14 protein-coding genes and 1 pseudogene are annotated in these 19,859 nt (G+C 62.7%); 8 read left to right on the top strand and 7 right to left on the bottom strand.

Annotation, left to right across the window (positions count from 1 at the left end):
* Positions 1-79: 79 nt before the first annotated feature.
* The 3 genes from AC1Z24_RS17355 to AC1Z24_RS17345 are packed head-to-tail and all read right to left on the bottom strand — an operon-like array spanning position 80 to position 4,844.
* Positions 80-1,003, bottom strand: a complete 924-nt coding sequence (locus tag AC1Z24_RS17355; protein ID WP_483741919.1) for a 5'/3'-nucleotidase SurE — start codon at positions 1,001-1,003, stop codon at positions 80-82.
* Positions 1,000-2,355, bottom strand: coding sequence for an LLM class flavin-dependent oxidoreductase (locus tag AC1Z24_RS17350; protein WP_483741918.1), 1,356 nt, complete (start codon positions 2,353-2,355; stop codon positions 1,000-1,002). Before AC1Z24_RS17350 ends, AC1Z24_RS17355 begins: the two co-directional genes overlap by 4 nt.
* Positions 2,356-2,414: 59 nt before the next feature.
* Positions 2,415-4,844, bottom strand: coding sequence for a TonB-dependent receptor plug domain-containing protein (locus AC1Z24_RS17345; protein WP_483741917.1), 2,430 nt, complete (start codon positions 4,842-4,844; stop codon positions 2,415-2,417).
* Positions 4,845-5,135: 291 nt separating this feature from the next.
* On the opposite strand from AC1Z24_RS17345, the gene AC1Z24_RS17340 reads away from it, so the two are divergent.
* Positions 5,136-6,242, top strand: coding sequence for a P1 family peptidase (locus AC1Z24_RS17340; RefSeq protein ID WP_483741916.1), 1,107 nt, complete (start codon positions 5,136-5,138; stop codon positions 6,240-6,242).
* A 229-nt stretch (positions 6,243-6,471) separates the two neighbouring features.
* Here the strand turns inward: AC1Z24_RS17340 and AC1Z24_RS17335 are convergent, their stop codons facing one another.
* Positions 6,472-7,854, bottom strand: a complete 1,383-nt coding sequence (locus AC1Z24_RS17335) for a tetratricopeptide repeat protein (RefSeq protein WP_483741915.1) — start codon at positions 7,852-7,854, stop codon at positions 6,472-6,474.
* Positions 7,855-8,149: 295 nt separating this feature from the next.
* Between AC1Z24_RS17335 and AC1Z24_RS17330 the strand changes: the two genes are divergently transcribed.
* From AC1Z24_RS17330 to AC1Z24_RS17305, 6 genes are read left to right on the top strand one after another with little or no spacing between them, the layout of a single operon-like run.
* Complete coding sequence (locus AC1Z24_RS17330) at positions 8,150-9,775, top strand: ABC transporter substrate-binding protein (RefSeq protein WP_483741914.1); 1,626 nt, start codon at positions 8,150-8,152, stop codon at positions 9,773-9,775.
* Positions 9,772-10,758: an ABC transporter permease gene (locus AC1Z24_RS17325; protein WP_483741913.1), complete on the top strand. Its 987-nt coding sequence runs from the start codon at positions 9,772-9,774 to the stop codon at positions 10,756-10,758. The genes AC1Z24_RS17330 and AC1Z24_RS17325 overlap by 4 nt, the downstream gene beginning before the upstream one ends.
* Positions 10,759-10,762: 4 nt before the next feature.
* Positions 10,763-11,629, top strand: coding sequence for an ABC transporter permease (locus AC1Z24_RS17320; protein WP_483741912.1), 867 nt, complete (start codon positions 10,763-10,765; stop codon positions 11,627-11,629).
* On the top strand, positions 11,626-13,269 hold the full coding sequence (locus AC1Z24_RS17315) for a dipeptide ABC transporter ATP-binding protein (RefSeq protein ID WP_483741911.1): 1,644 nt from the start codon (positions 11,626-11,628) through the stop codon (positions 13,267-13,269). The genes AC1Z24_RS17320 and AC1Z24_RS17315 overlap by 4 nt, the downstream gene beginning before the upstream one ends.
* Entirely contained in the window at positions 13,266-14,465 is a 1,200-nt protein-coding gene (locus AC1Z24_RS17310; protein ID WP_483741910.1) for an LLM class flavin-dependent oxidoreductase, read from the top strand. The genes AC1Z24_RS17315 and AC1Z24_RS17310 overlap by 4 nt, the downstream gene beginning before the upstream one ends.
* A gap of 25 nt (positions 14,466-14,490) precedes the next feature.
* Positions 14,491-15,372 carry an alpha/beta fold hydrolase gene (locus AC1Z24_RS17305; RefSeq protein ID WP_483741909.1) on the top strand — a complete coding sequence of 294 codons (882 nt, stop codon included), beginning with the start codon at positions 14,491-14,493 and terminating at the stop codon, positions 15,370-15,372.
* Between the two features lie 296 nt (positions 15,373-15,668).
* Here AC1Z24_RS17305 and AC1Z24_RS17300 read toward each other — a convergent pair.
* From AC1Z24_RS17300 to AC1Z24_RS17290, 3 genes and pseudogenes are all read right to left on the bottom strand, one after another.
* Positions 15,669-16,136: pseudogene (locus AC1Z24_RS17300) on the bottom strand (hypothetical protein); the annotation flags it as partial.
* Positions 16,137-16,338: 202 nt separating this feature from the next.
* Positions 16,339-16,977, bottom strand: a complete 639-nt coding sequence (locus tag AC1Z24_RS17295; RefSeq protein WP_259102865.1) for a helix-turn-helix domain-containing protein — start codon at positions 16,975-16,977, stop codon at positions 16,339-16,341.
* Positions 16,974-17,141, bottom strand: a complete 168-nt coding sequence (locus AC1Z24_RS17290) for a hypothetical protein (protein ID WP_483741908.1) — start codon at positions 17,139-17,141, stop codon at positions 16,974-16,976. Before AC1Z24_RS17290 ends, AC1Z24_RS17295 begins: the two co-directional genes overlap by 4 nt.
* Positions 17,142-17,437: 296 nt before the next feature.
* Between AC1Z24_RS17290 and AC1Z24_RS17285 the strand changes: the two genes are divergently transcribed.
* Positions 17,438-19,831 (top strand): TonB-dependent receptor plug domain-containing protein, encoded by a 2,394-nt coding sequence (locus tag AC1Z24_RS17285; protein WP_483741907.1) that lies wholly within the window; start codon positions 17,438-17,440, stop codon positions 19,829-19,831.
* Positions 19,832-19,859 lie beyond the last annotated feature (28 nt).

Below are 19,859 nucleotides of genomic sequence, written 5' to 3'. Positions count from 1 at the left end.
GATGGCCTGTGGGACCGGCTTTAGCCGGGAAATCGTCTTCCCGGCTAAAGCCGGTCCCACAGGTATCGATGAGCCCGCGTCATGGATGAAAGGGTAACGCCAACAAGTGTTTCAGCGCAGTACTCACCTCGGGCGCAGGCACGGTGGCATCGAACGGGCTGATGGTCACAAACCCCTGACCCAGCCACACCGCTTCATCGTCCTGCTGCGCCGAAGTCGCCGCCGGGGTGTACTGAAAGGTGATTCCCGGCTTGCCCGCTGCGGCGGGAAACAGCTTGCCGATATCGTCAGCGTAGGTGGCTTCGAAGGGCACATAGCTGCCGATCCGGGTCAGGCGTGCGCCTTTGATTGCTGCCAGGGGCGGAAAATTGATATTCAGGCCCACGCCCTTGGGCAACAGAGCGCCATCGGCCTGGCGATGGCTGTCGAGGCTGTGGACGATCTGCCCGACCAGCCGGGCCACCTGCTGCGGATTGTTTTCTTTCAGGTCGGTGCTGACCGCCAGGCTTGGTACGCCGTTGAGCAGTGCCACGCTGGCGGCATTGAAGGTGCCGGAGGCGCTGTTGATTGCGCCCAGGTTATTGCCGGGGTTGGGACCGATGATCACCAGGTCCGGATGGGGCATGACCTTCTTCAGGCCCATCAGGATCGCCATGACCGGCGTGCCGCTGATGCGGATATCCACATTCTTGCCATTGCACTCGGCGCTGGTGCAGACGCCTCGCTCGGTGGTGGTCAGGTAGTAGCTGTCCGGGAAAACCGGGTCGCTGTCCTGGCCGACTTCCACGGCGCGGCCAAAAAAGAACGCGCCGCCCCGTGCGCTTTGATCGGTAAAGGGCGCGGCGATCTTGACCGTATGCCCCTGGGCCTTGAGCGCCTGGTACAGCGCGCGGATGTTCGCATGTTCGTAGCCATCGTCATTACCCAACAGGATATTCAGGGCAAAGGCCGGGGTGCTGCCCAGGCCCCCGGCGACGATCAGGGCCAGTGGCAATGCCTTCATGAAGCCACCGCATCGGCGACTTTCCTTCGCTTCGACAGGGTGTTGGCCGGGCGTGGCAGGCCGAGGTTTTCCCGCAGGGTGGTGCCTTCGTATTCAGTGCGGAACAGTCCACGGCGTTGCAGCTCGGGGATGACCTGATCGACGAACAGCTCAATGGCGCCGGGGAAATACGGGAAGAACACGTTGAAGCCATCACAGGCGCGGGCTTCGAACCAGGCTTCAAGGGTATCGGCTACATCGGTGGCGGTGCCGATCACCGGGTTGCCTGCTGCCAGGTGCAGGTAGAGTTGGCGAATGCTCAGGTTCTTGCTGCGCGCCAGTTCCAGCACCTTGTCCCGGCGGCTGCCGCGTTGTCCCGGCTCGGTGGGCGGCAGCGGGCCGTCGAGGTCATGGCCGGACAAGTCGATATCGTCACCCAGGGTGTCGGCCAGCAGGCGCAGGCCCAATACCGGATCGATCAGCGCCTGGAATTCCTCGAACAAGGCCTGGGACTGCTCGCGGGTTTCGCCAATGAACGGGGTGATGCCGGGCAGGATCTTGATGCCATCCGGATCACGGCCCAGGGCGGCGGCGCGGGCCTTGATATCGTTGTAGAAGGCCTGGGCAGCGGGGATTTCATGGCTGACGGCAAAGATCACTTCGGCGACCCTGGCCGCCAGTTGCTTGCCCGGCTCCGAGGCTCCGGCCTGCACCAGCACCGGATGACCCTGGGGCGGGCGCGCCACATTCAGTGGGCCGCGTACGGAAAAGTGCGTGCCCTTGTGGTTGAGCACATGGAGCTTCTGTTCATCGAAATACAGGCCGCTTTCCTTGTCGCGAATGAAGGCGTCGTCTTCCCAGCTGTCCCACAGGCCTTGCACGACGTCGTGGAACTCCTCGGCACGCTGATAGCGGTCGCCGTGGTCGATATGCTCCTCGCGACCGAAATTCCACGCTTCGTCGCTGACCACCGAGGTCACCAGGTTCCACGCCGCGCGGCCCTTGGACAGGTGATCCAGGGAGGCGAACTTGCGGGCGATATGGTACGGCTCGTTATAACTGGTGGTGGCCGTGGCGATCAGGCCGATATGGCTGGTGACCGAGGTCAGGGCCGACATCAGCGTCAGCGGCTCGAAATGCTCGGCCCGGGCGGTGCGGCTCAGGGCATCGAGGTGATGGCCCCAGACCGCGACAACGTCAGCGATGAACAGCGCATCGAACTTGCCGCGCTCGGCGGTCTGGGCGATGTGCTTGAAGTGCTCGAAATCCTGACTGGCATCGGCCTGGGCCAGGGGATGGCGCCAGGCGGCGACGTGATGGCCGCTATTGGCCAGGAATGCGCCCAGTTTGATCTGGTCGGTACGACGACTCATGACAGGTCTCCCTCGAAAAAAAGGCCCTTGCCACCGCGCGGTGGCAAGGGTGGGCAGGGTTAGAAGTTGTAGGTCACGCCGGTGTACCAGTAGCCGCCAGTGGTGCCGTACGGCGAGAAGGTGCCGTAGGGGAAGCCGCCGGAGGCGCTGGCCAGGTTGGTGCGCTCGGGGTACTTGTTGAACAGGTTGTTGGCCCCGGCATTGAGGGTGATGTTGCTGGTCAGGTGGTAGTCGACGTTAAGGTCGGTGATCCAGGCGGCGCCATGGGTGATGTCGTACTGCTCGGCGGTGCCGTATTCGGTGTACTCGCCGTAGCGGGTCAGGTTCAGGCCCACGGTGTACTTGTCGATATCCCAGGTAGCGCCCAACAAGGTGCGGGACTCCGGCGTGCCGTGCTTGAGGTTGCCCTGGCGCTGGCGGTCGTAGCCACCGGTCGGGCCGAGGGCCGCCTGGGCCACGCTGGAGGCATGGATGCTGTCGATCTCGGTGGTGTTCCAGTTAAAGCCCAGGGTGTAGCGCAGGCGGCCGTAGGCGCCGAGGTCCTGGCGGTAGTCGCCGACGATATCGACGCCGCGGGTGGTGGTGTCCAGGGCGTTGGTGAAGTAGGTCACCGCCTGGTTCGGGTTCAGCCCGGCATTGGCGAGGATCTGCTGGATCGCCGGGGTGCCGCCCAGGTAGCCGGTCTGAGCGATGCGGTCGCGAACCTTGATTTGGTAGGCATCGAGCGTAAGGCTGGTGACATCACTGGGTTGCAGGGTGAGGCCGAGGCTGTAGTTGGTGGATTTCTCCGGTTTCAGGGTCGAGGCGCCCAGGGCCTTGGCGACGTCGGAGTCGACGGCGACGTTACGATAGTCGAACAGGTTGCCGTTGACCGAGGTCTGCGAGGTCGAGCTGTAGATCTGCTGGGCCAGGGACGGCGCGCGGAAGCCGGTGCTGGCGGTGCCGCGAATCGCCAGGATCGGCGTCAGCTGGTAGCGGGTCGACAGCTTGCCATTGGTGGTAACGCCGGAACCGTCGTTGTAGTGCTCGTAGCGCCCGGCCAGGTCCACATGCCATTTGTCGGTCAGGTCCTGGCCGATCTCGCCATAACCGGCGTAGCTGGTGCGCCCGCGTTCGGCGGCGTCGGCCGGGGTGGTACCGGCGCCGGAGATGGTCCCCGGTGCGATCAGCGCGCCATTGGTGCCCGTGGTGAACGGGCCGCTGGCGTAGGACTCGTAGTCACCCTTGCCGATCTTGTAGCTTTCGTAGCGTTGTTCCAGGCCCCATGAAATCTGCGTCGGCTTGGCCAGGCCGAGGTCGAAGGCGCGGGTCAGGTCGATGTTGTTGGTCCACTGGCTGAAGGTTTTCACCCCGGTGTCCACCGAGGTTGGCGAGTTGATGCCGTAGCTCAGGTTATAGGTATCGCGCAGGGTGGCTTCGGCGTGGTCCTGGCCGTAGGTGGTCGACAGGTCGTAGTCCCAGCCCGCCGCCTGGCCCTTGTCCCCGAAGGTGAACTGGAAGTCGTTTTCGATGAAGCGCAGGGTGTCTTCCTTGCCTTGCGGGTAGGGCGTGGCAATGCCGTTAAAGCTCGATGGCTGGTGGAAGGCCAGGGGTTTTTCCGAGTTGCGCCGGGTATAGGTGGCGTTGGAGTACAGGGTCTGGTCGCCAACGGGCAGCTCGGCGTTGTAGCCCAGGCTGAAGTTGCGCGCCTCCGGCAGGCCGGTGCCGTAGTAAGTGTGCTGGCTGCTGGTGTTGCCGGCGGCGTCGGTATAGGGCGCCGCGTCGGAGCGGTCGGAGACGCGCTGCTTCTTCACGTCCAGGCCCAGGTTGATGAAACCGTCGTTGGGCAGGGCGAGGCCGACGTTGCCGGTCTGGCGCACGGTTTCGCCGTCGCCGTTCTCGTAGTTCTGGCCGTAGGTGGTGGACAGGCTGCCGCCATGATCCTGTTGCTTGAGCACCACGTTGATCACGCCGCCGATGGCATCGGAGCCGTACTGCGCCGACGCGCCATCACGCAGGACTTCGACATGGTCCACCAGGGCGGTGGGGATCATGTCCAGGTCCACCGGTTGCGAGCCGGAGTTCAGCGAAGTGGCGTTGTTGAGCAGCGCGCTGTTGTGACGGCGCTTGCCGTTGACCAGAACCAGCACCTGATCGCCATTGAGTCCGCGCAAGGTGATCGGTCGTACCACCGAGGTCGAGCCGAAACCGGAGGAGGCGGGCAGGTTCAGCGATGGCAACACCCGGCTGAGGGCGCGGGTCAGGTCGCCTTGCCCGGTGGCCTGCAGCTGGCTGCCGGAAATCACATCCACCGGCGACGGGCTTTCAGCCAGGGTGCGGGCCTGGCCGCGGTTACCGACCACGACCACGGTGTCCAGGGGGTTGTCGCTCTTGTCGGCGGCCAGGGCCAGGGCGCTGTAGCCGGACGCTTCGCAGACGGCCAGGAACAGCAGTGAATGGGTGAACAGTTTGCGGGAAGACCGGGCGGAACCGGCAGCGATGTTGCTCATGTAGATGAAACTCCAATGGGTCTGCGGTCGGTACCCTGTTGGGTTGCCGAGCCACCTCGATGGCTGACTCACGTTGCTCTGGAGCAAGGCGTAAGAGTCGTGCGTTAAGTGGGGTAACGGCTTGTTGCCGGGCTGTCGCGTCGATCGGACAGCCTTGCGGTCTCAAGCTCTGGTACTGCACTAGAGCAAGCGCTGTGCCATTCGAGAAAATCCTTATTTATTAGTCGGTTGCGTTATATGGCTGGCGTGCATTGGTGTTTTTTTAACAGTCGCGGATCAGGCTGTTGGTTTTTGGCCAGTGCATTGCTGGATAAACACAAGCGCCAACCCATGGATACGCCGCATCGGCGCATGGCACAGCGCTTGCTCTGGCCCAGGCATCGCATTCAGTTGATGGAGATGTCCATGCCGCTTCCCGGCCCCCGTAATTCCCTTACCGATATTCCCGGCCTGTTGGTCGGCCATGCCGAGGATCCTGCCGCCCAGACCGGGGTGACGGTGATCCGCACCGCTGGCGCCTGGACCGCCGGGGTTGATATTCGCGGCGGTGGTCCCGGCGGCCGCGAGACGGCGGCCCTGGAACCGCAGAATATGGTCGGCCAGTTGCACGCCCTGGTGTTTTCCGGCGGCTCGGTCTTTGGCCTGGGCGCGGCGGATGCGGTGGCGGCGGCGTTATCGGCCGAAGGCGTCGGCCTGCGATTGCACGCCGGGGCTCCGGCGATCCCCATCGTGCCGGCGGCGGTGCTGCATGACCTGGCCAATGCCGGTAACAAGCACTGGGGATTGGAGCCACCTTATCGGCGCTTGGGTTTTAGCGCCTTGAATGCTGCTGGCGAGGAATTTGCCGAAGGTCGGGTGGGTGCCGGGGTAGGGGCCATGGCGGGGATCCTGCCGGGCGGCCTGGGGTCGGCATCCCTGGATCTGGGCGACGGCCTGATCGTCGCCGCTTTGGCCGTGGCCAACCCCATCGGCTCGGTCTATATGCCTGACGGCGAAACCTTCTGGGCCTGGCCTTGGGAGGTGGACGGTGAATTCGGCGGCCATCGCCCGGACTTTCAGCAGCAGGTCGCCGAGCCGATTCCCGAACTGTCGCGCCTGGACGCCATGGGCCGTTTGCAGACCGGGGCCAATACCACGCTGGTGGTGGTGGCCTGCAATGCCCGGCTGACCACTGCCGAATGCACCCGCCTGGCGATCATGGCCCAGGACGGCATCGCCCGCGCCGTACGCCCGGCCCATCTGCCGTTTGACGGCGACACGGTGTTTGCCCTGGCCTGCGGCGCGCAAGAGATTGCCAGCGGGCCAACGCGCCAGGTGGATGTGGGGCGGTTGGGCTCGGCAGCGGCGGATTGCGTGGCCAGGGCGATTGCGCGTGGGGTTTATCGCGGGAGGCTTTGAAATGCGGTGCGTTCCTGCATAATCAACTCAGTTTATGTGATTTTTTGTGGGACCGGCTTTAGCCGGGAAGAGGCCGGGATAGCAAACCCATTTGCTTGATCAGGCATGTGTAGCCTTGCCGGCTAAAGCCGGTCCCACATTGGTTATATGTTTGCTGAGCGATAGTGCGATGCCAGGGATATCGCAGCGGCCCTCTACAGAATCTCATTTCAGTTCATAAAATTTGTCGTCAAGCCGGAATCACCCCCGACAACGCCTGTACCACCCGCCCCGCAGCCCGTCGCGCTTCCCCCGGCAACTGCAACGCCGTATAGACCCGCTCAAGGCTCTGATTGGTCGGCACATCCCACGGGTCATAGCGACGGCGCAGTTCCAGGGTCTGCTGCGCTGCCTGCCAATCCCCGGCATTGAGCCGGGCGTCCAGTTCGATCAGGGCAAACAGGTCGCGCTGGGCGTGGCTGCCACCAATGGCGTTCAAGGCAGGCAGGGTGTCGCCCAGCAAGCGGGCCGCGGTCGAGTCGTCTTGATAGGCATGGGCCAGCAGGCCGTGGGCGACGGGCAGGGTGATATCGCGCCAGACATCACGGCTGTAGGCGGGCGCCGCTTCAGCCTGGGCGTCGAGGGCCTGGAGCAGCTGCGCCGCGGCATCCTTGTGTCCGGCCCGGGCCAGGCCATAGAGGTATTGCAGGCTGAGAAACGGCTGCACGGTATCCGCGACCCGGGCCAACAGGTAGTGGCCGACGGCCTGCCAGCGTTCGCCAACGTCGATGCCCGACAGCTCCATGCGGGTCAGCAGCGATACGGCGCCGATCTGGTCCTGGGAATACTCGGGGAAGATGCCCCAGACATGCCGGTCGTAAATCTCCAGCACCCGGGCGTGGCGACCACGAGCCAGATGAAACAGCGCCAGATGCCACCAGTTATGGGTGTACATAAAGGAATTCAGGCCGTCCCAGCCTGCGCTGACCTCTTCGAAAAACGCCGTGCCTTCTTCGATGCGCCCCTGGGTCAGCATCACATGAGCCAGGGCATGTTGGGCCCAGGGTTCGCTGGGCAGCAAATGCAGGGCCTGGCGGGCGGCGGTTTCGGCCTGGTCGAGCAGATGGCATTGTTCGTAGGCGAAGGCCAGCATGCCATGGGTATGGGCGATATCGGCCGCGTGCTGCACCGCCTGCACGGCCACTCGCAACATCGCCGGCCAGTTACCGCTATTGAAGTGGAAATACTGGGCGAGCTTCACCGCCAGCAGGTCGCGGGTAAAGGTGGTTACCAGGTTTTCGCTGATGGCGATTGCCCGAGGCAGATCATCCAGGCGCCAGGCGCGCAGCAATTGCAGATACCGCCCGGCGCGGCTGGCTTCAGAGGGCTCGGCCGCTTCGGCGCGTTGTTGATAGACCGCCGCCAGTTGCGGTCCTTCGGGAGACTCGCTGAACATCATCAGCAGACCGGCGAAGGCATTGGCCAGTGCTGAACCGGCATCGGCGTCAGCGGCCGCGATGATATTCAGGGCGCGGGGCTCATAGGCAAGGAAGCCGCCGACGAAGTCATCGATGGCGGCGACAGTGGCGGGGTGTTCGCTGTCGAGGGGGTTGCCCAGGTAATCGTAGGTCATGTGCGTGCTCTCAATCTTGATGAGGGCGTTGTCGCAAGGGTTGTGCCAGTGTTCAAAGGTTGGCAGGAATCCCTGTGGGACCGGCTTTAGCCGGGAATGCGCCTTCCCGGCTAAAGCCGGTCCCACAGAAATCACCCCATGCCACTGCTGCTTTTCCCACAACATGGAAAAACAGCTGTGCAAATTCCTACACTTGCCCGTCCGCAAACAGCCATAAAACCAGGCGCAGCAAGGGCTGCAGCCCGTGGCACAGGCCTTGCTATCTCCAGGTATTGCCTAATGCCCTGGAGTTCCCATGCCGACTTTGTTTCCCCGCACCGCGCCATCCGGTTCATCAGGCTGGCGCAAGACCGTGCGCGCCCTGAGTGCCGCATTGTTGACCGGCGTTTGCCTGACCACCAGCCCCGCCTGGGCTGACCCGCAGGCCGGTGGCGTGTTGAACCTGGTGTCGCAACCCGAGCCGCCGTCGCTGATGCACGGCCTGGTCACCCACGTGGCGACCCAGTACGTCAGCGGCAAGGTCCTGCAAGGGCTGTTGACCTTCGACACTGATCTCAAACCGCAGCCGGTGCTGGCGCGCAGTTGGACTATTGCCCCGGACGGTCTGACCTACACCTTCGATCTGCAAGACGGCGTGCACTGGCATGACGGTCAGCCGTTCAGCGCCGATGACGTGCTGTTCAGCTTCAAGGAGTTCTACCCGCAGTCCGACAAGCGCCTGGCCGATATCTTCAATGACTATGTGGCGTCCATCGACAAGACCGGACCGCTGCAAGTGGTGTTTCATCTGAAGAAACCCTTCGCGCCATTGCTCTCGGCACTGGGCAGCGGCTTGCGGCCCATAGCGCCCAAGCACCTCTACGAGGGCACGGACTACCGCAGTAACCCCTACAACCTCAAGCCGGTGGGCACCGGGCCGTTCGTGTTCAAGGAGTGGAAGCGCGGTTCCTATATCAAGCTGGCGAAGAACCCGGATTACTGGAAGAAAGGCCTGCCGTACCTGGACGAAATCGTCTTCCATGTGCTGCCCGATGCCTCGTCACGGGCGGCAGCCTTCGAGCGTAACGACGTGCAGGTGCTGCGCAGCGGTGACGCCGACTACGCCGACCTGGCCCGGCTGAGCGCCTTGCCCGGCGTGGCCAGCAGCGACAAAGGCTATGAGCTGTACGCTGGCCTGGCCTTTTTGCAGATCAACCTGCGCAAGCCACCTCTGGATAACGCCAAGGTGCGCCAGGCGATCCTCTATGCGCTGAATCGCCCCTTTATCGTCGACAACATTTTCTTCGGCGCCGGCAAAGTCGCCCAAGGGCCTTTCGCTTCCGGCACGCCGTACCATGATGCCCAGCTGCCGCAATACACCTACGACCTGGCCAAGGCCAAGGCGCTGATCGCCGAATCCGGGGTGGATGTCGGCAAGACCCATATTCGCCTGCTCAATGGCGAGAAGGGCGGCGCCTGGGAGCGTCTGGCCGAGTACACCAAGCAGTCCCTGCAACCCCTGGGTTTCAAGGTCGATGTAGTGACCTCCGACGCGGCGACCTGGTACCAGCGCGTCAGCAGCTGGGATTTCGACCTGAGCTACAACTTCGTCTTCCAGATTGGCGACCCGTACCTGACCACGTCCTACCTCTATCGCTCGGACAATATCGTCAAGGGTACACCCTTCAATAACGTCGGCGGCTACAGCAACCCGCAGGTCGATGCCCTGTGGAATAAAGTCGCCGATATCGCCCCGGGGCCGGAGCGCAACGCGCTGTATAGCGAGCTGGAACACCACTTGAACGATGACCTGCCGCTGGCGCCGATCTTCGAGATGCGCTTCCCGACGCTCTATCACACCCAGGTCAAGAACCTGCTGCAAACCGCCACCAGCCTTAACGAAAGCTACGACACCGTGTACCTGGAGCGCAGTGCGCCATGAGCGGATTCTTCGCCTACCTGGGCGGTCGCCTGGGGCGCGGGCTGGGGGTGATTGTCGGGGTGCTGGTGCTGAGTTTTCTGTTGGTGCGCCTGGCCCCCGGCGATCCGGCCATGCTCATGGCCGGGGAGGCGGGCGTCGATGATGCGGGCTACGTTGCCCAGTTGCGCCATGACATGGGCCTGGACCAGCCTCTGGCTCATCAGCTGTTGACCTATCTGGGCCATGCGGCTCGCCTGGATCTGGGCTATTCCTATCGCAATCAGGCCAGCGTCTGGTCGCTGATCGCCGAACGCCTGCCCGCGACCTTGTTGCTGATGGGCACCGGGTTTGTTCTGTCGTCACTGATCGGCGTCGGCCTGGGCGTGCTCGCAGCCCGCAGCCAGCGTCGTCGTGGCTATCTGGACCGGCTGATCTCGCATACCGCCATGGTGCTGTATGCGACGCCGTCGTTCTGGCTGGCGTTGCTGCTGATTCTGCTGTTTTCGGTGCTGCTGGACTGGTTGCCGGCCTTCGGCATGGCGTCGGTGGACGGCGATCTGCACGGTTGGGCGCTGTTTAGCGACTATGCCGGCCACTTGTTGCTGCCGGCGCTGTCCTTGAGTTTCATGTTCCTGGCGCTGTACGTGCAGCTGACCCGGGCGGCGGTGCTGGAATCCATGAGCCAGGAATACGTGCGCACCGCCCATGCCAAGGGCCTCAAACCTGCGCGCATCCTCTGCGACCATGTGTTGCGCAACGCTCTGCTGCCGGTGGTGACCTATGCCGGTCTGCAACTGGGCCAACTGGCCAGCGGCTCGCTGCTGATCGAGGTGGTCTACGCCTGGCCCGGCATCGGCCGCCTGCTCTATGACGCCCTCAGCCAGCGTGATTATCCCTTGCTGCTCGGGGTGTTTCTGGTCATTTCCGTGCTGGTGGTGGCGTTCAACATACTGACTGACCTGATTTGCCGCTGGCTCGACCCGCGCACCGGCAGTGGGAGCTGAACTGATGAGCCAAGCTGAATTCTTTGCGCAGCCATCGGTACTGCGCCGCTTCGTGGGTCAGCGCAGCGCCGTGCTCGGCGGCCTGTTTTTATTGTTGCTGACTGTACTGGCGGTGGCGGCGCCCTGGCTGGGTATCGACTCGCCGTGGTCCATGACCGCCAAGCCATTGCTGCCGCCGTTTGCCGACAGCAGCCACTGGCTGGGCAGCGACATGCTCGGCCGCGATATCGTCAGCGGGCTGGTCTACGGCGCGCGCATGTCCCTGGCCGTGGGTGCGCTGTCGACGCTGGCGACCCTGCTGGTGGGCCTGATCATCGGCGGTCTGGCCGGTTATGCCGGTGGCTGGGTCGACGAAGCGCTTATGCGCCTGGCCGAGTTTTTCCAGATCATTCCACAACTGGTGCTGGCGGTGATTCTGGTGGCGGTGCTGGAACCGTCCCTGACTTCCGTGGTAATCGGCATCGCCCTGGTGGCCTGGCCGCCGGTGGCGCGACTGGTGCGCAGCGAGTTCCTGACCCTGCGTCAGCGCGAGTTCGTCCAGGCCGCCCAGGTATTGGGGCAGAAACCCCTGGCGATCATTTTCAGGCAGATCCTGCCCAACGCCTTGTCGCCCTTGTTGGTGACCATGTCGTTCATCATGGGTACGGCGATCCTGACCGAAGCGGCCCTGGCCTTTCTCGGCCTGGGCGACCCTGATGCCATGAGCTGGGGCTACATGATCAATGCCTCACGCAATATGCTGCGCCAGGCCTGGTGGATGAGCCTGCTGCCGGGGCTGGCGATCATGTTCTGCGTGCTGGCGGTCAATCGAATCGGCGAGGGGCTGCGTATCGCTTTCGAGCCATTGGGCAGACAAGGAGGGCGCCCATGACTATCGCCAATGCGCCGTTGTTGCAGGTCAGCGACCTGCGTATCCCGTTGCCCCAAGGGGCTGATCGCAGCCATGCGCTGCACGGCCTGTCGCTGCATATCGATGCCGGGGAGTGCCTGTGCGTGGTGGGGGAGTCCGGTTCGGGCAAGTCCATGCTCGCCAGTGCGATCCTGCGCCTGTTGCCCGCAGGCATGGCGCCGCAGGCAGGGCAGATCCACTTCCAGCAGCAGGACCTGGCCAGCCTCAGCGAAGATCAGATGCGCCAGCATCGCGGGCGGCAGATCAGCATGGTCTTCCAGGAACCCATGAGCGCGCTTAATCCTTTGTTGAGCATCGGTCGGCAGATCGAGGAAGTGTTGTTGGACCACGGCGTGACCAGCAAACAGCAGCGGCGCCTGCGGGTGGTCGAGCTGCTGGACTATGTGGGCCTGCCGGATCCTGCGCGTTTGCAGCAGGTCTACCCGTTCCAATTGTCCGGCGGCCAGCGCCAGCGGGTGGTGATCGCCATGGCCCTGGCCTTCGACCCCCTTTTGCTGATTGCCGATGAGCCGACTTCGGCCCTGGACGTTACCACCCAGGTGCAGATCATTGCCTTGCTCAAACGCATCCAGCGCGAGAAGGGCATGGCCATGCTGTTTATCACCCATGACTTCGCGGTGGTGCGGGCTGTGGCCGACCGGGTGATGGTCCTGGAAAAGGGCCATCTGGTGGAGCAGGGCAGTTCTGAAGAGGTGCTGCGCCGCCCGCGTGAGGCTTATACGCGCAGGCTGGTCGAGGCGTCGGCACCGGTCCAGGGCCACTCGCGTACGCTGCCCACCGATGCGCCGGTATTGCTGCATGCCGAGGCCTTGAACAAGTCTTTCCGCGCATCATTGGGCTGGGGGCGCAAGCGCACGACCCAGGCATTGGCCGACGTCAGTCTGAGCCTGCGCGAAGGCGAGACCCTGGGTATTGTCGGCGAATCCGGCTCCGGCAAATCGACCCTGGGGCGGCATCTGATTCGCCTGCTGCGACCCGATAGCGGCCGGGTCGAGTGGTTCGGTGACGACGTCGCACGCCTGCCTGAAGCCCGCCTGCGCGAACGGCGCAGCGACGTGCAGATGATCTTCCAGGACCCATTCGCCTCGCTCAATCCGCGCCAGCGGGTCGGCCAGATCATCATGACCGGGCCGCTGGTCCACGGCGCTTCGCCTGAGCAGGCACGCACCATTGCCCTGGACATGCTGCAACTGACCGGCCTGCCTGCCACCGCCTTCGACCGCTATCCCCAGGCGTTTTCCGGCGGCCAGCGCCAGCGTATCGGCATTGCCCGGGCCCTGGCCCTGCAACCGCGCGTGCTGATCGCCGACGAATGCGTTTCCGCCCTGGATGCGCTGATTCAGGTGCAGATCCTCGAGCTGCTGGAGGACCTGCAACAGCGCCTGAAACTCAGCCTGGTGTTCATTACCCATGACCTGCATGTGGCGGCACGCCTGAGCGACCGCATTGCCGTGATGCAACACGGCCGTATTGTCGAAACCGGGCCTACCGCCCAGGTCTTTGGCCAGCCACAACATGCCTATACCCGGGCACTGCTCGCTGCGCTGCCGGTCAACCCGGTGGTCAGCGACGCCGAGACCTTATTGCGAGTACCCGTATGACGCGTCAGATGAGCCTCAACGCCTTTCTCATGGCGACCGGACATCACATAGCCGGTTGGCGCCACCCCCAGGCCCATGCGGCGGGCGGCCTCGACCTGGCCCACTACCAACAGCTTGCCGCTACCGCCGAACGCGGCTGTTTCGATGCGATTTTCCTGTCAGACACGCTGGCCATGCTGCCGGGCCAGACCCAGGCCTTGCAGCGCATGGCTCGCACCGAACATTTCGAGCCCTTGACCCTGCTCGCCGCCCTGGCCGCAGTAACCCGGCGCATTGGCCTGATCGCCACGGCCACCTCGTCCTATAACAGCGTGCGCACCCTGGTCGACAGCTTTGCCTCTTTGGAACGCTTGAGCGGCGGGCGCAGTGGCTGGAATCTGGTGACCTCGAGCAATGCCCGGGAATCCCTGAATTTCGGCCGTGAGCAGCATTACGGCCATGGCGATCGCTATGAGTCGGCCCGCCGCTTTCTGCGCGACGTGCGCCAGCAATGGCAGACCGCAGGTCTGGCGCCGGTGCAGGTATTGGCCGGGGCTTCCGCTGAAGGCCGCGAGCTGGCGGCAGCCCACGCCGAGGTGCTGTTTACCGCCCAGCCCGAACTGGTCGGTGCCCAGGCCTTCTATGCCGACGTGAAAAGCCGTATGGCAGGGTTTGGCCGCCATCCCGATAGCCTGAAGATCATGCCCGGTGTCATGCCCATTGTCGGTCGCACCGAACAACAGGCCGAGGACCTGTATCAGCAGCTGCAAGAGCTGGTCGAGCCGGTGGTGGGGGTGTCGCTGCTCTCCGATATCGCCGGCGGCCTGGACCTGGGCGCCTGCCCGGTGGATGGCCCTTTGCCCGAATTGCCACCGACCAACTCCGGGGTCAGCCGCCAGCACCTGTTGCTGGAAGTCGCGCGCAAGGAAGGCTTGAGCATTCGTCAGCTGTACCTGCGCATGTCCGCCGCCAGAGGGCATCATGTGGTGGTGGGCACGGCAAAGACCATCGCCGACCGCCTGGAACAATGGTTTACCCAGGGCGCTGCCGATGGCTTCAATATCATGCCGCCGTACCTTGCCGGGGGACTGGAGGATTTTGTCGAACAGGTGGTGCCGCAGTTGCAGACGCGCGGGTTGTTTCGACGGCAGTACGCCGGGCGTACGCTGCGTGAGCATCTGAATATAACCGTTGGAGCGAGCGAGTCGCATCATTGAAGTCTTTATTGGAAGGAACTACCACATGGCTGACCCACTAATCCCCGATTCCGGCCCCGTCGTGGTCGGCCAGGCGATTGAAATACGCCCCGGCCGCATCCTCGATATCGCCTACCACCCGGGCAACCGCCCCGATGCGCCGGTGCTGTTCTTCTGCCATGGCGCCGGTGGCAACAAGGACCAGTGGCGCGCGCAGTGGCAGGCCCTGGCTGCCGCCGGTTACTCGCTGGTCGCCTTGGACCTGCTGGGCCATGGCGCCAGTGAAAAGCCCGATATCGAGTCGGCCTATGCCTGGCAGGAACTGGTGGAGGACTATCTGCAAGTGCTGCGACGTTATCGCGGTGAACATAACCTGCTGATCGCCCATTCCTTTGGCACCGGCCTGACCCTCAGCGCCCTGGTGCAATTGACCCGGCAAGGGCAGGCAGACGGTATTGACGGGCTGGTGCTGCTCGGCACGGTACTGAACCGGCCTCAATTCAAGCCCGGCGTGCTGTCCTTGCCGGTGTGGATCCTGCGCCTGCTGCGGCCCTGGCTGGCCAAGGGTTTCCGTGAGCGGGCCTGGCACCCGGCGGCTGATGCGGCATTGATCGACTACGAAGAAAAACTCACCGAGAACAACCCGCTCTACGTGTTCAAGGCCCTGAGCCGCCAGGCGCTCTGGCCGACCCGCGGGCAACTGGACAGCCTGCAACTGCCGGTCTCGGTGCTGTCCGGCGATCAGGACGGCCTGACCCCGGCCCATGGCGGCGAGGCGTTGGCCCGGCATCTGGCCAACGCCGAGTTCCAGGTTCTGGCGCAATGTGGCCATCAATTGATGCTGGAACGTCCGGAGCAGGTACTCAACGCCATCACCCAATTGCTGGAAACCACCGCTCCAGCGCATCGGGCGATAGAAAATGCCTAGCCGGTTAGACCGTTTATGCATGAATCAAAGGTCAATAGATCGCAAAGAGATATCCATCGCAGGCATATCGATGTGTCTGTCTCTGATAGGGATGTGATTACACCCATTCAGATGCAATGACAGCTTTTTAGGTCGTGAACCTGAGCTTTACTGCGTCACGGGTGGCTTTTTACGGCGCAATGCCAGCGTCTTGTAGCCCCTGCGCAAACTCCTAGAATCGGCGCCAAGCAACACCACAGCCTATTCGATAACGGAGTTTCGAACATGATGAATGCAATGCAGATGCCAATGAATCAGACCATGCCGATGATGCCAATGATGGGCATGCCGATGATGATGGCGACCATGGAATGCGAAATGATGGCCGACGCCATGATGTGCACCATGAAGCCTGCGGCCGGTATGGACATGGCCATGTTCAAGAACAACGCCGAGATGATGGCGATGATGATGAACTGCGGCATGCCGATGATGATGCATTGCGCCAACATGTCGATGATGTGCATGACCGCCGACGGCATGGCCATGATGAACATGATGGGCGCCACGAACATGCCGATGATGATGGGTATGCCGATGCCGATGATGAAATGCGTCATGGAATGCATGGTTGAAGCCGACTGCATGAAGTGCAAAATGATGCCAATGCCCGGCATGACCATGGACATGATGAACAACTGCTGCATGCTGATGATGAAAATGATGAACGACTGCAGCATGCCGATGATGATGAGCTGCAATGGCATGCCGATGATGTGCTGCACCTGCTGATAGCTGACTGTTCCGGGCCTTGGCCAGGCCTGCGGGTTTCAACGAAAAAGCCCCTGATCGCGAGATCAGGGGCTTTTTTGCATTACATTGTGGGACCGGCTTTAGCCGGGAAAGCATTATTTATGAGTAAGGAAATGTAGAGGGTGTACTGGCCCTTTCCCGGCTAAAGCCGGTCCCACAGTGCAAAATCACTCATCAATCCAACTGCTCCGGATGGGTAATCACCAGGTAGGCAATCGCTTCACTGTCCGCCGGGTTGCGGTAGCGGTGGGGCTGGTCGGCGTAGAACAGGATCGAGTCGCCGGGTGACAGCAGGTAGCGTTCGTCGTTGACGCTGATTTCCAGTACCCCTTGGGCCACCACCAGGTTTTCCTGCACGCCGGCGGCGTGGCCTTCGGAGATTTCCTCGCCCAGGGCGCCGAGGCGGATTTCGTAGAATTCGGTCTGCCGTGAGCGATCGAAGGGGAACAGCGCGCGGCTGACAAAGGCGCCGTTGGCGCTGACCAGGCGTTTGCTCTGCTGCGCGGGCAGCAGCTCGACGCCTTCAAAGGTGCGGGTATCGAGAAACGCCGCCACCGACACTTTCAAGCCTTTGGCGATCTTGCACAGCACCTTGATCGACGGCACGCTGCGCCCGGACTCGATTTGCGCCAGCATCGCCCGGCTCACGCCGCACAGGCGGGCCAGGGCGTCCAGGGACAGGTAGCGCTTGCTGCGCAGGCGTTGCAGGTTCTGTGAGACGCGATCACCAATCAGGTCGTCATCGGTGAGGCTCTGTTCGTTGGAGGGAGGCGCGGTTTCATCGAGCACGATAGCGCTACGCAGCAGGGTCATGGCTTGACCTGGCGTAGCTCAAGCGCCTTGTTGACCTGGGCCACGGTCCACTCGGCCAGCCCGGCGCGAGCGACGTACATTTCCCACATCAGCTCGGCATTGCGGCGCGCCTGACGGCGTTGGCGATAGCGGGTGAGGTCGATGATATGGGCGGTCGCTTGCATGATGCGCTCTCGATGGCGTTGTGAGTGGAGCCAAGGTAGCGCGTTCGTGTTAGACCCAGAAATACTGAGTTGGCATTTGGTAATTCCATTTCGAGCTTAAAAGTCGTTTTCTGCTTATGACTTTGCTTATTCCATATAGATATTTAAATAATTTTACATATCTCGTTATCGTATATGGCATCGGGCCACCGACTTATTCATGAAACAAGGATGACCGCCACCGTTCGCCATACGGATCGTTCGTTGACTGCCGCACCAGTCGACCTGGGTCCGTATAGAGAGAAAGGAACGCGGGAATGAGGAGCTTCACACGACATCGCCTGGCGACGGCGATTATCTCGGCACAGCTATTGAGCAGTAGCCTGGCCATCGCAGCAACGGCTAGCGACGACAGCGCTGAGGCGCCGACGACCGCAAGCCTTGATACGGTGATCGTCACCGGTACCCGGGTGCAGGAACGCACCGCCAGTGGCTCGCTGTCGCCCGTCGACGTGATCAGTGGCGACAGCCTGCGCAGTTCCGGCTCCAATGAGCTGGGCACGGTATTGGCGCGGCTGATTCCATCAATCAACTTTCCCCGGCCCAGCCTGGTCGACGGCGCCGAACTGACCCGGCCCGCGCAGCTGCGTGGCCTGTCGCCCGATCAGGTGCTGGTGCTGGTCAACGGCAAGCGCCGCCACACCTCGGCCTTCGTCAACCTCGGTGGCGCCGTGGGGCGCGGTTCGGCGCCGGCGGACCTGAATGCCATCCCGTTGTCGTCCATCGACCATATCGAAGTGCTGCGCGACGGCGCCTCGGCCCGCTACGGCTCCGATGCTATTGCCGGGGTGATCAATATCATCCTAAAACACGCCGACCATGGCGGCTCGATCTCGACCCAGTTCGGTGAGTACAAGAAAGGCGACGGCATCCAGCGCCAGGTCGCTGGCAATAGCGGCTTTGCCATTGGCTCCAACGGTTTCTTCGATATTGCCGGGGAGGGCGCCAACAACGACTACACCGACCGTGCCGGCGATGATTACCGCACGGCCAGCATCGGCTCCACCACCTATGGCCAGCACGTATTCCGCCAGGGCGAGCCAGAAACCCATGAAGGCAAGGTGCAGTTCAACTCGGCCTACAGCTTCAACGACGGAGCCGAGCTGTACGGCTTTGGCGGTTACAGCAAGCGCCGGGGCGAGACAGCGGCCTTCTACCGGGCCAGCAATGCCTCGAACAATAATCCGACGATCTTCCCCAATGGCTACCTGCCGCTGATCGATGGCGTGCTGGAAGACACTTCCCTGGTGGTCGGCCTGCGCGGCGAGCTGGCGGACAGTTGGCATTACGATCTATCGGCCAACTACGGGCGCAACTCCTACGAGCTGGGCACCAAGACCATCAATACCTCCCTGGGCCTGGCCACGCCGCACTCCTTTGATAACGGCACCCTGGTCAACGATCAGAAGCAACTGAGCCTGGACCTGTCCCGGGAGTTCGACACTGGCGTATTGCCGTATCCGGTCTCGGTGGCCTTTGGTGCCGAGTATCTGCGCCAGGGCTATCAGATCCAGGCCGGACAGCCGGAGTCCTACTATCAGAGCGGCAGCTCGGGCCTTGGCGGTTTCCGCGCTGAGGATGCCGGCAGCAGTTCGCGACACAACTTCGCCCAGTACCTGGACGTCGAGACCAATCTGACCGAGAAGCTCGGGGTATCCGCCGCGGTACGCCACGAGGACTACAGCGACTTCGGCTCCAATGTCAGCGGCTCATTCTCGGCGCGCTATGACTTCACCCCACAGGTGGCCTTGCGTGGCAGCGTCTCTACGGGCTTCCGTGCGCCGTCCCTGGCCCAGCAGAATTTCACCTATACCTCGTCGCAGTTGATCGGCAACACCATTCAGGAGGCGGGGACTTTCCCGGCCGATAGCAAGGTGGCCCAGTTGCTGGGCGCCGATGACCTGAAAGCGGAAAAGTCGCACAACTACAGCGTCGGCCTGGTATTGGAGCCGCTGGATAATCTGACGGTGACCGCCGATGTCTACCGCATCGATATCAAGGACCGCATCTCGCTGTCGTCGAACCTGGCGTTGAACCCCGCCGCAGTGAGCTACCTGCAAGCCAATGGCGTGGGCAATATCAACTACACCACGGCGCGCTACTTCACCAACGCCACCGACACGAGCACCGACGGCATCGACCTGGTGGCCAACTACCGCTACCAACTGGATAACGGTATTCGCTGGAGCAGCACGGTTGGCTACAACTACAACCACACCAAAGTCACCGACGTGAAGGCCAACCCGGCCATCCTCGATCAGTTGGGCGTCAACCTGCTGCGGGTCGACCGTCGCGAGCGCATCGGCTTGCTGGGCGACACCACGCCGCAGCACAAGCTGAGCCTGGCCAACGACTTGGAATACGGCCGCTGGGCCCTGCATTCGAATCTGGTGCGCTATGGCGAATTCACCAGTTACCAGGCCGACAAGATCAACGACCAGACCTTCAGCGCCGCCTGGCTGCTGGACCTGGCCCTGGATTACAAGCTGAAGAACTGGGTATTCACCGTAGGCGGCGACAACGTCACCGACAAGTATCCGGAGAAACTCAATGCCTATGCGTCGAGCGGCGGCAACCTGGCCTACAGCACCTTTTCGCCGTACGGGTATAGCGGGGCGTTTTATTACGGGCGGGTGACGTACAACTGGTAGTTCTCGGCAGGCCCGGACCGTTGGAGCG

The organism is Pseudomonas sp. JL23 (assembly GCF_056933585.1).
The sequence above is the reverse complement of the archived record's forward strand: the minus strand, read 5'-3'. Positions and strand labels throughout refer to the sequence as shown.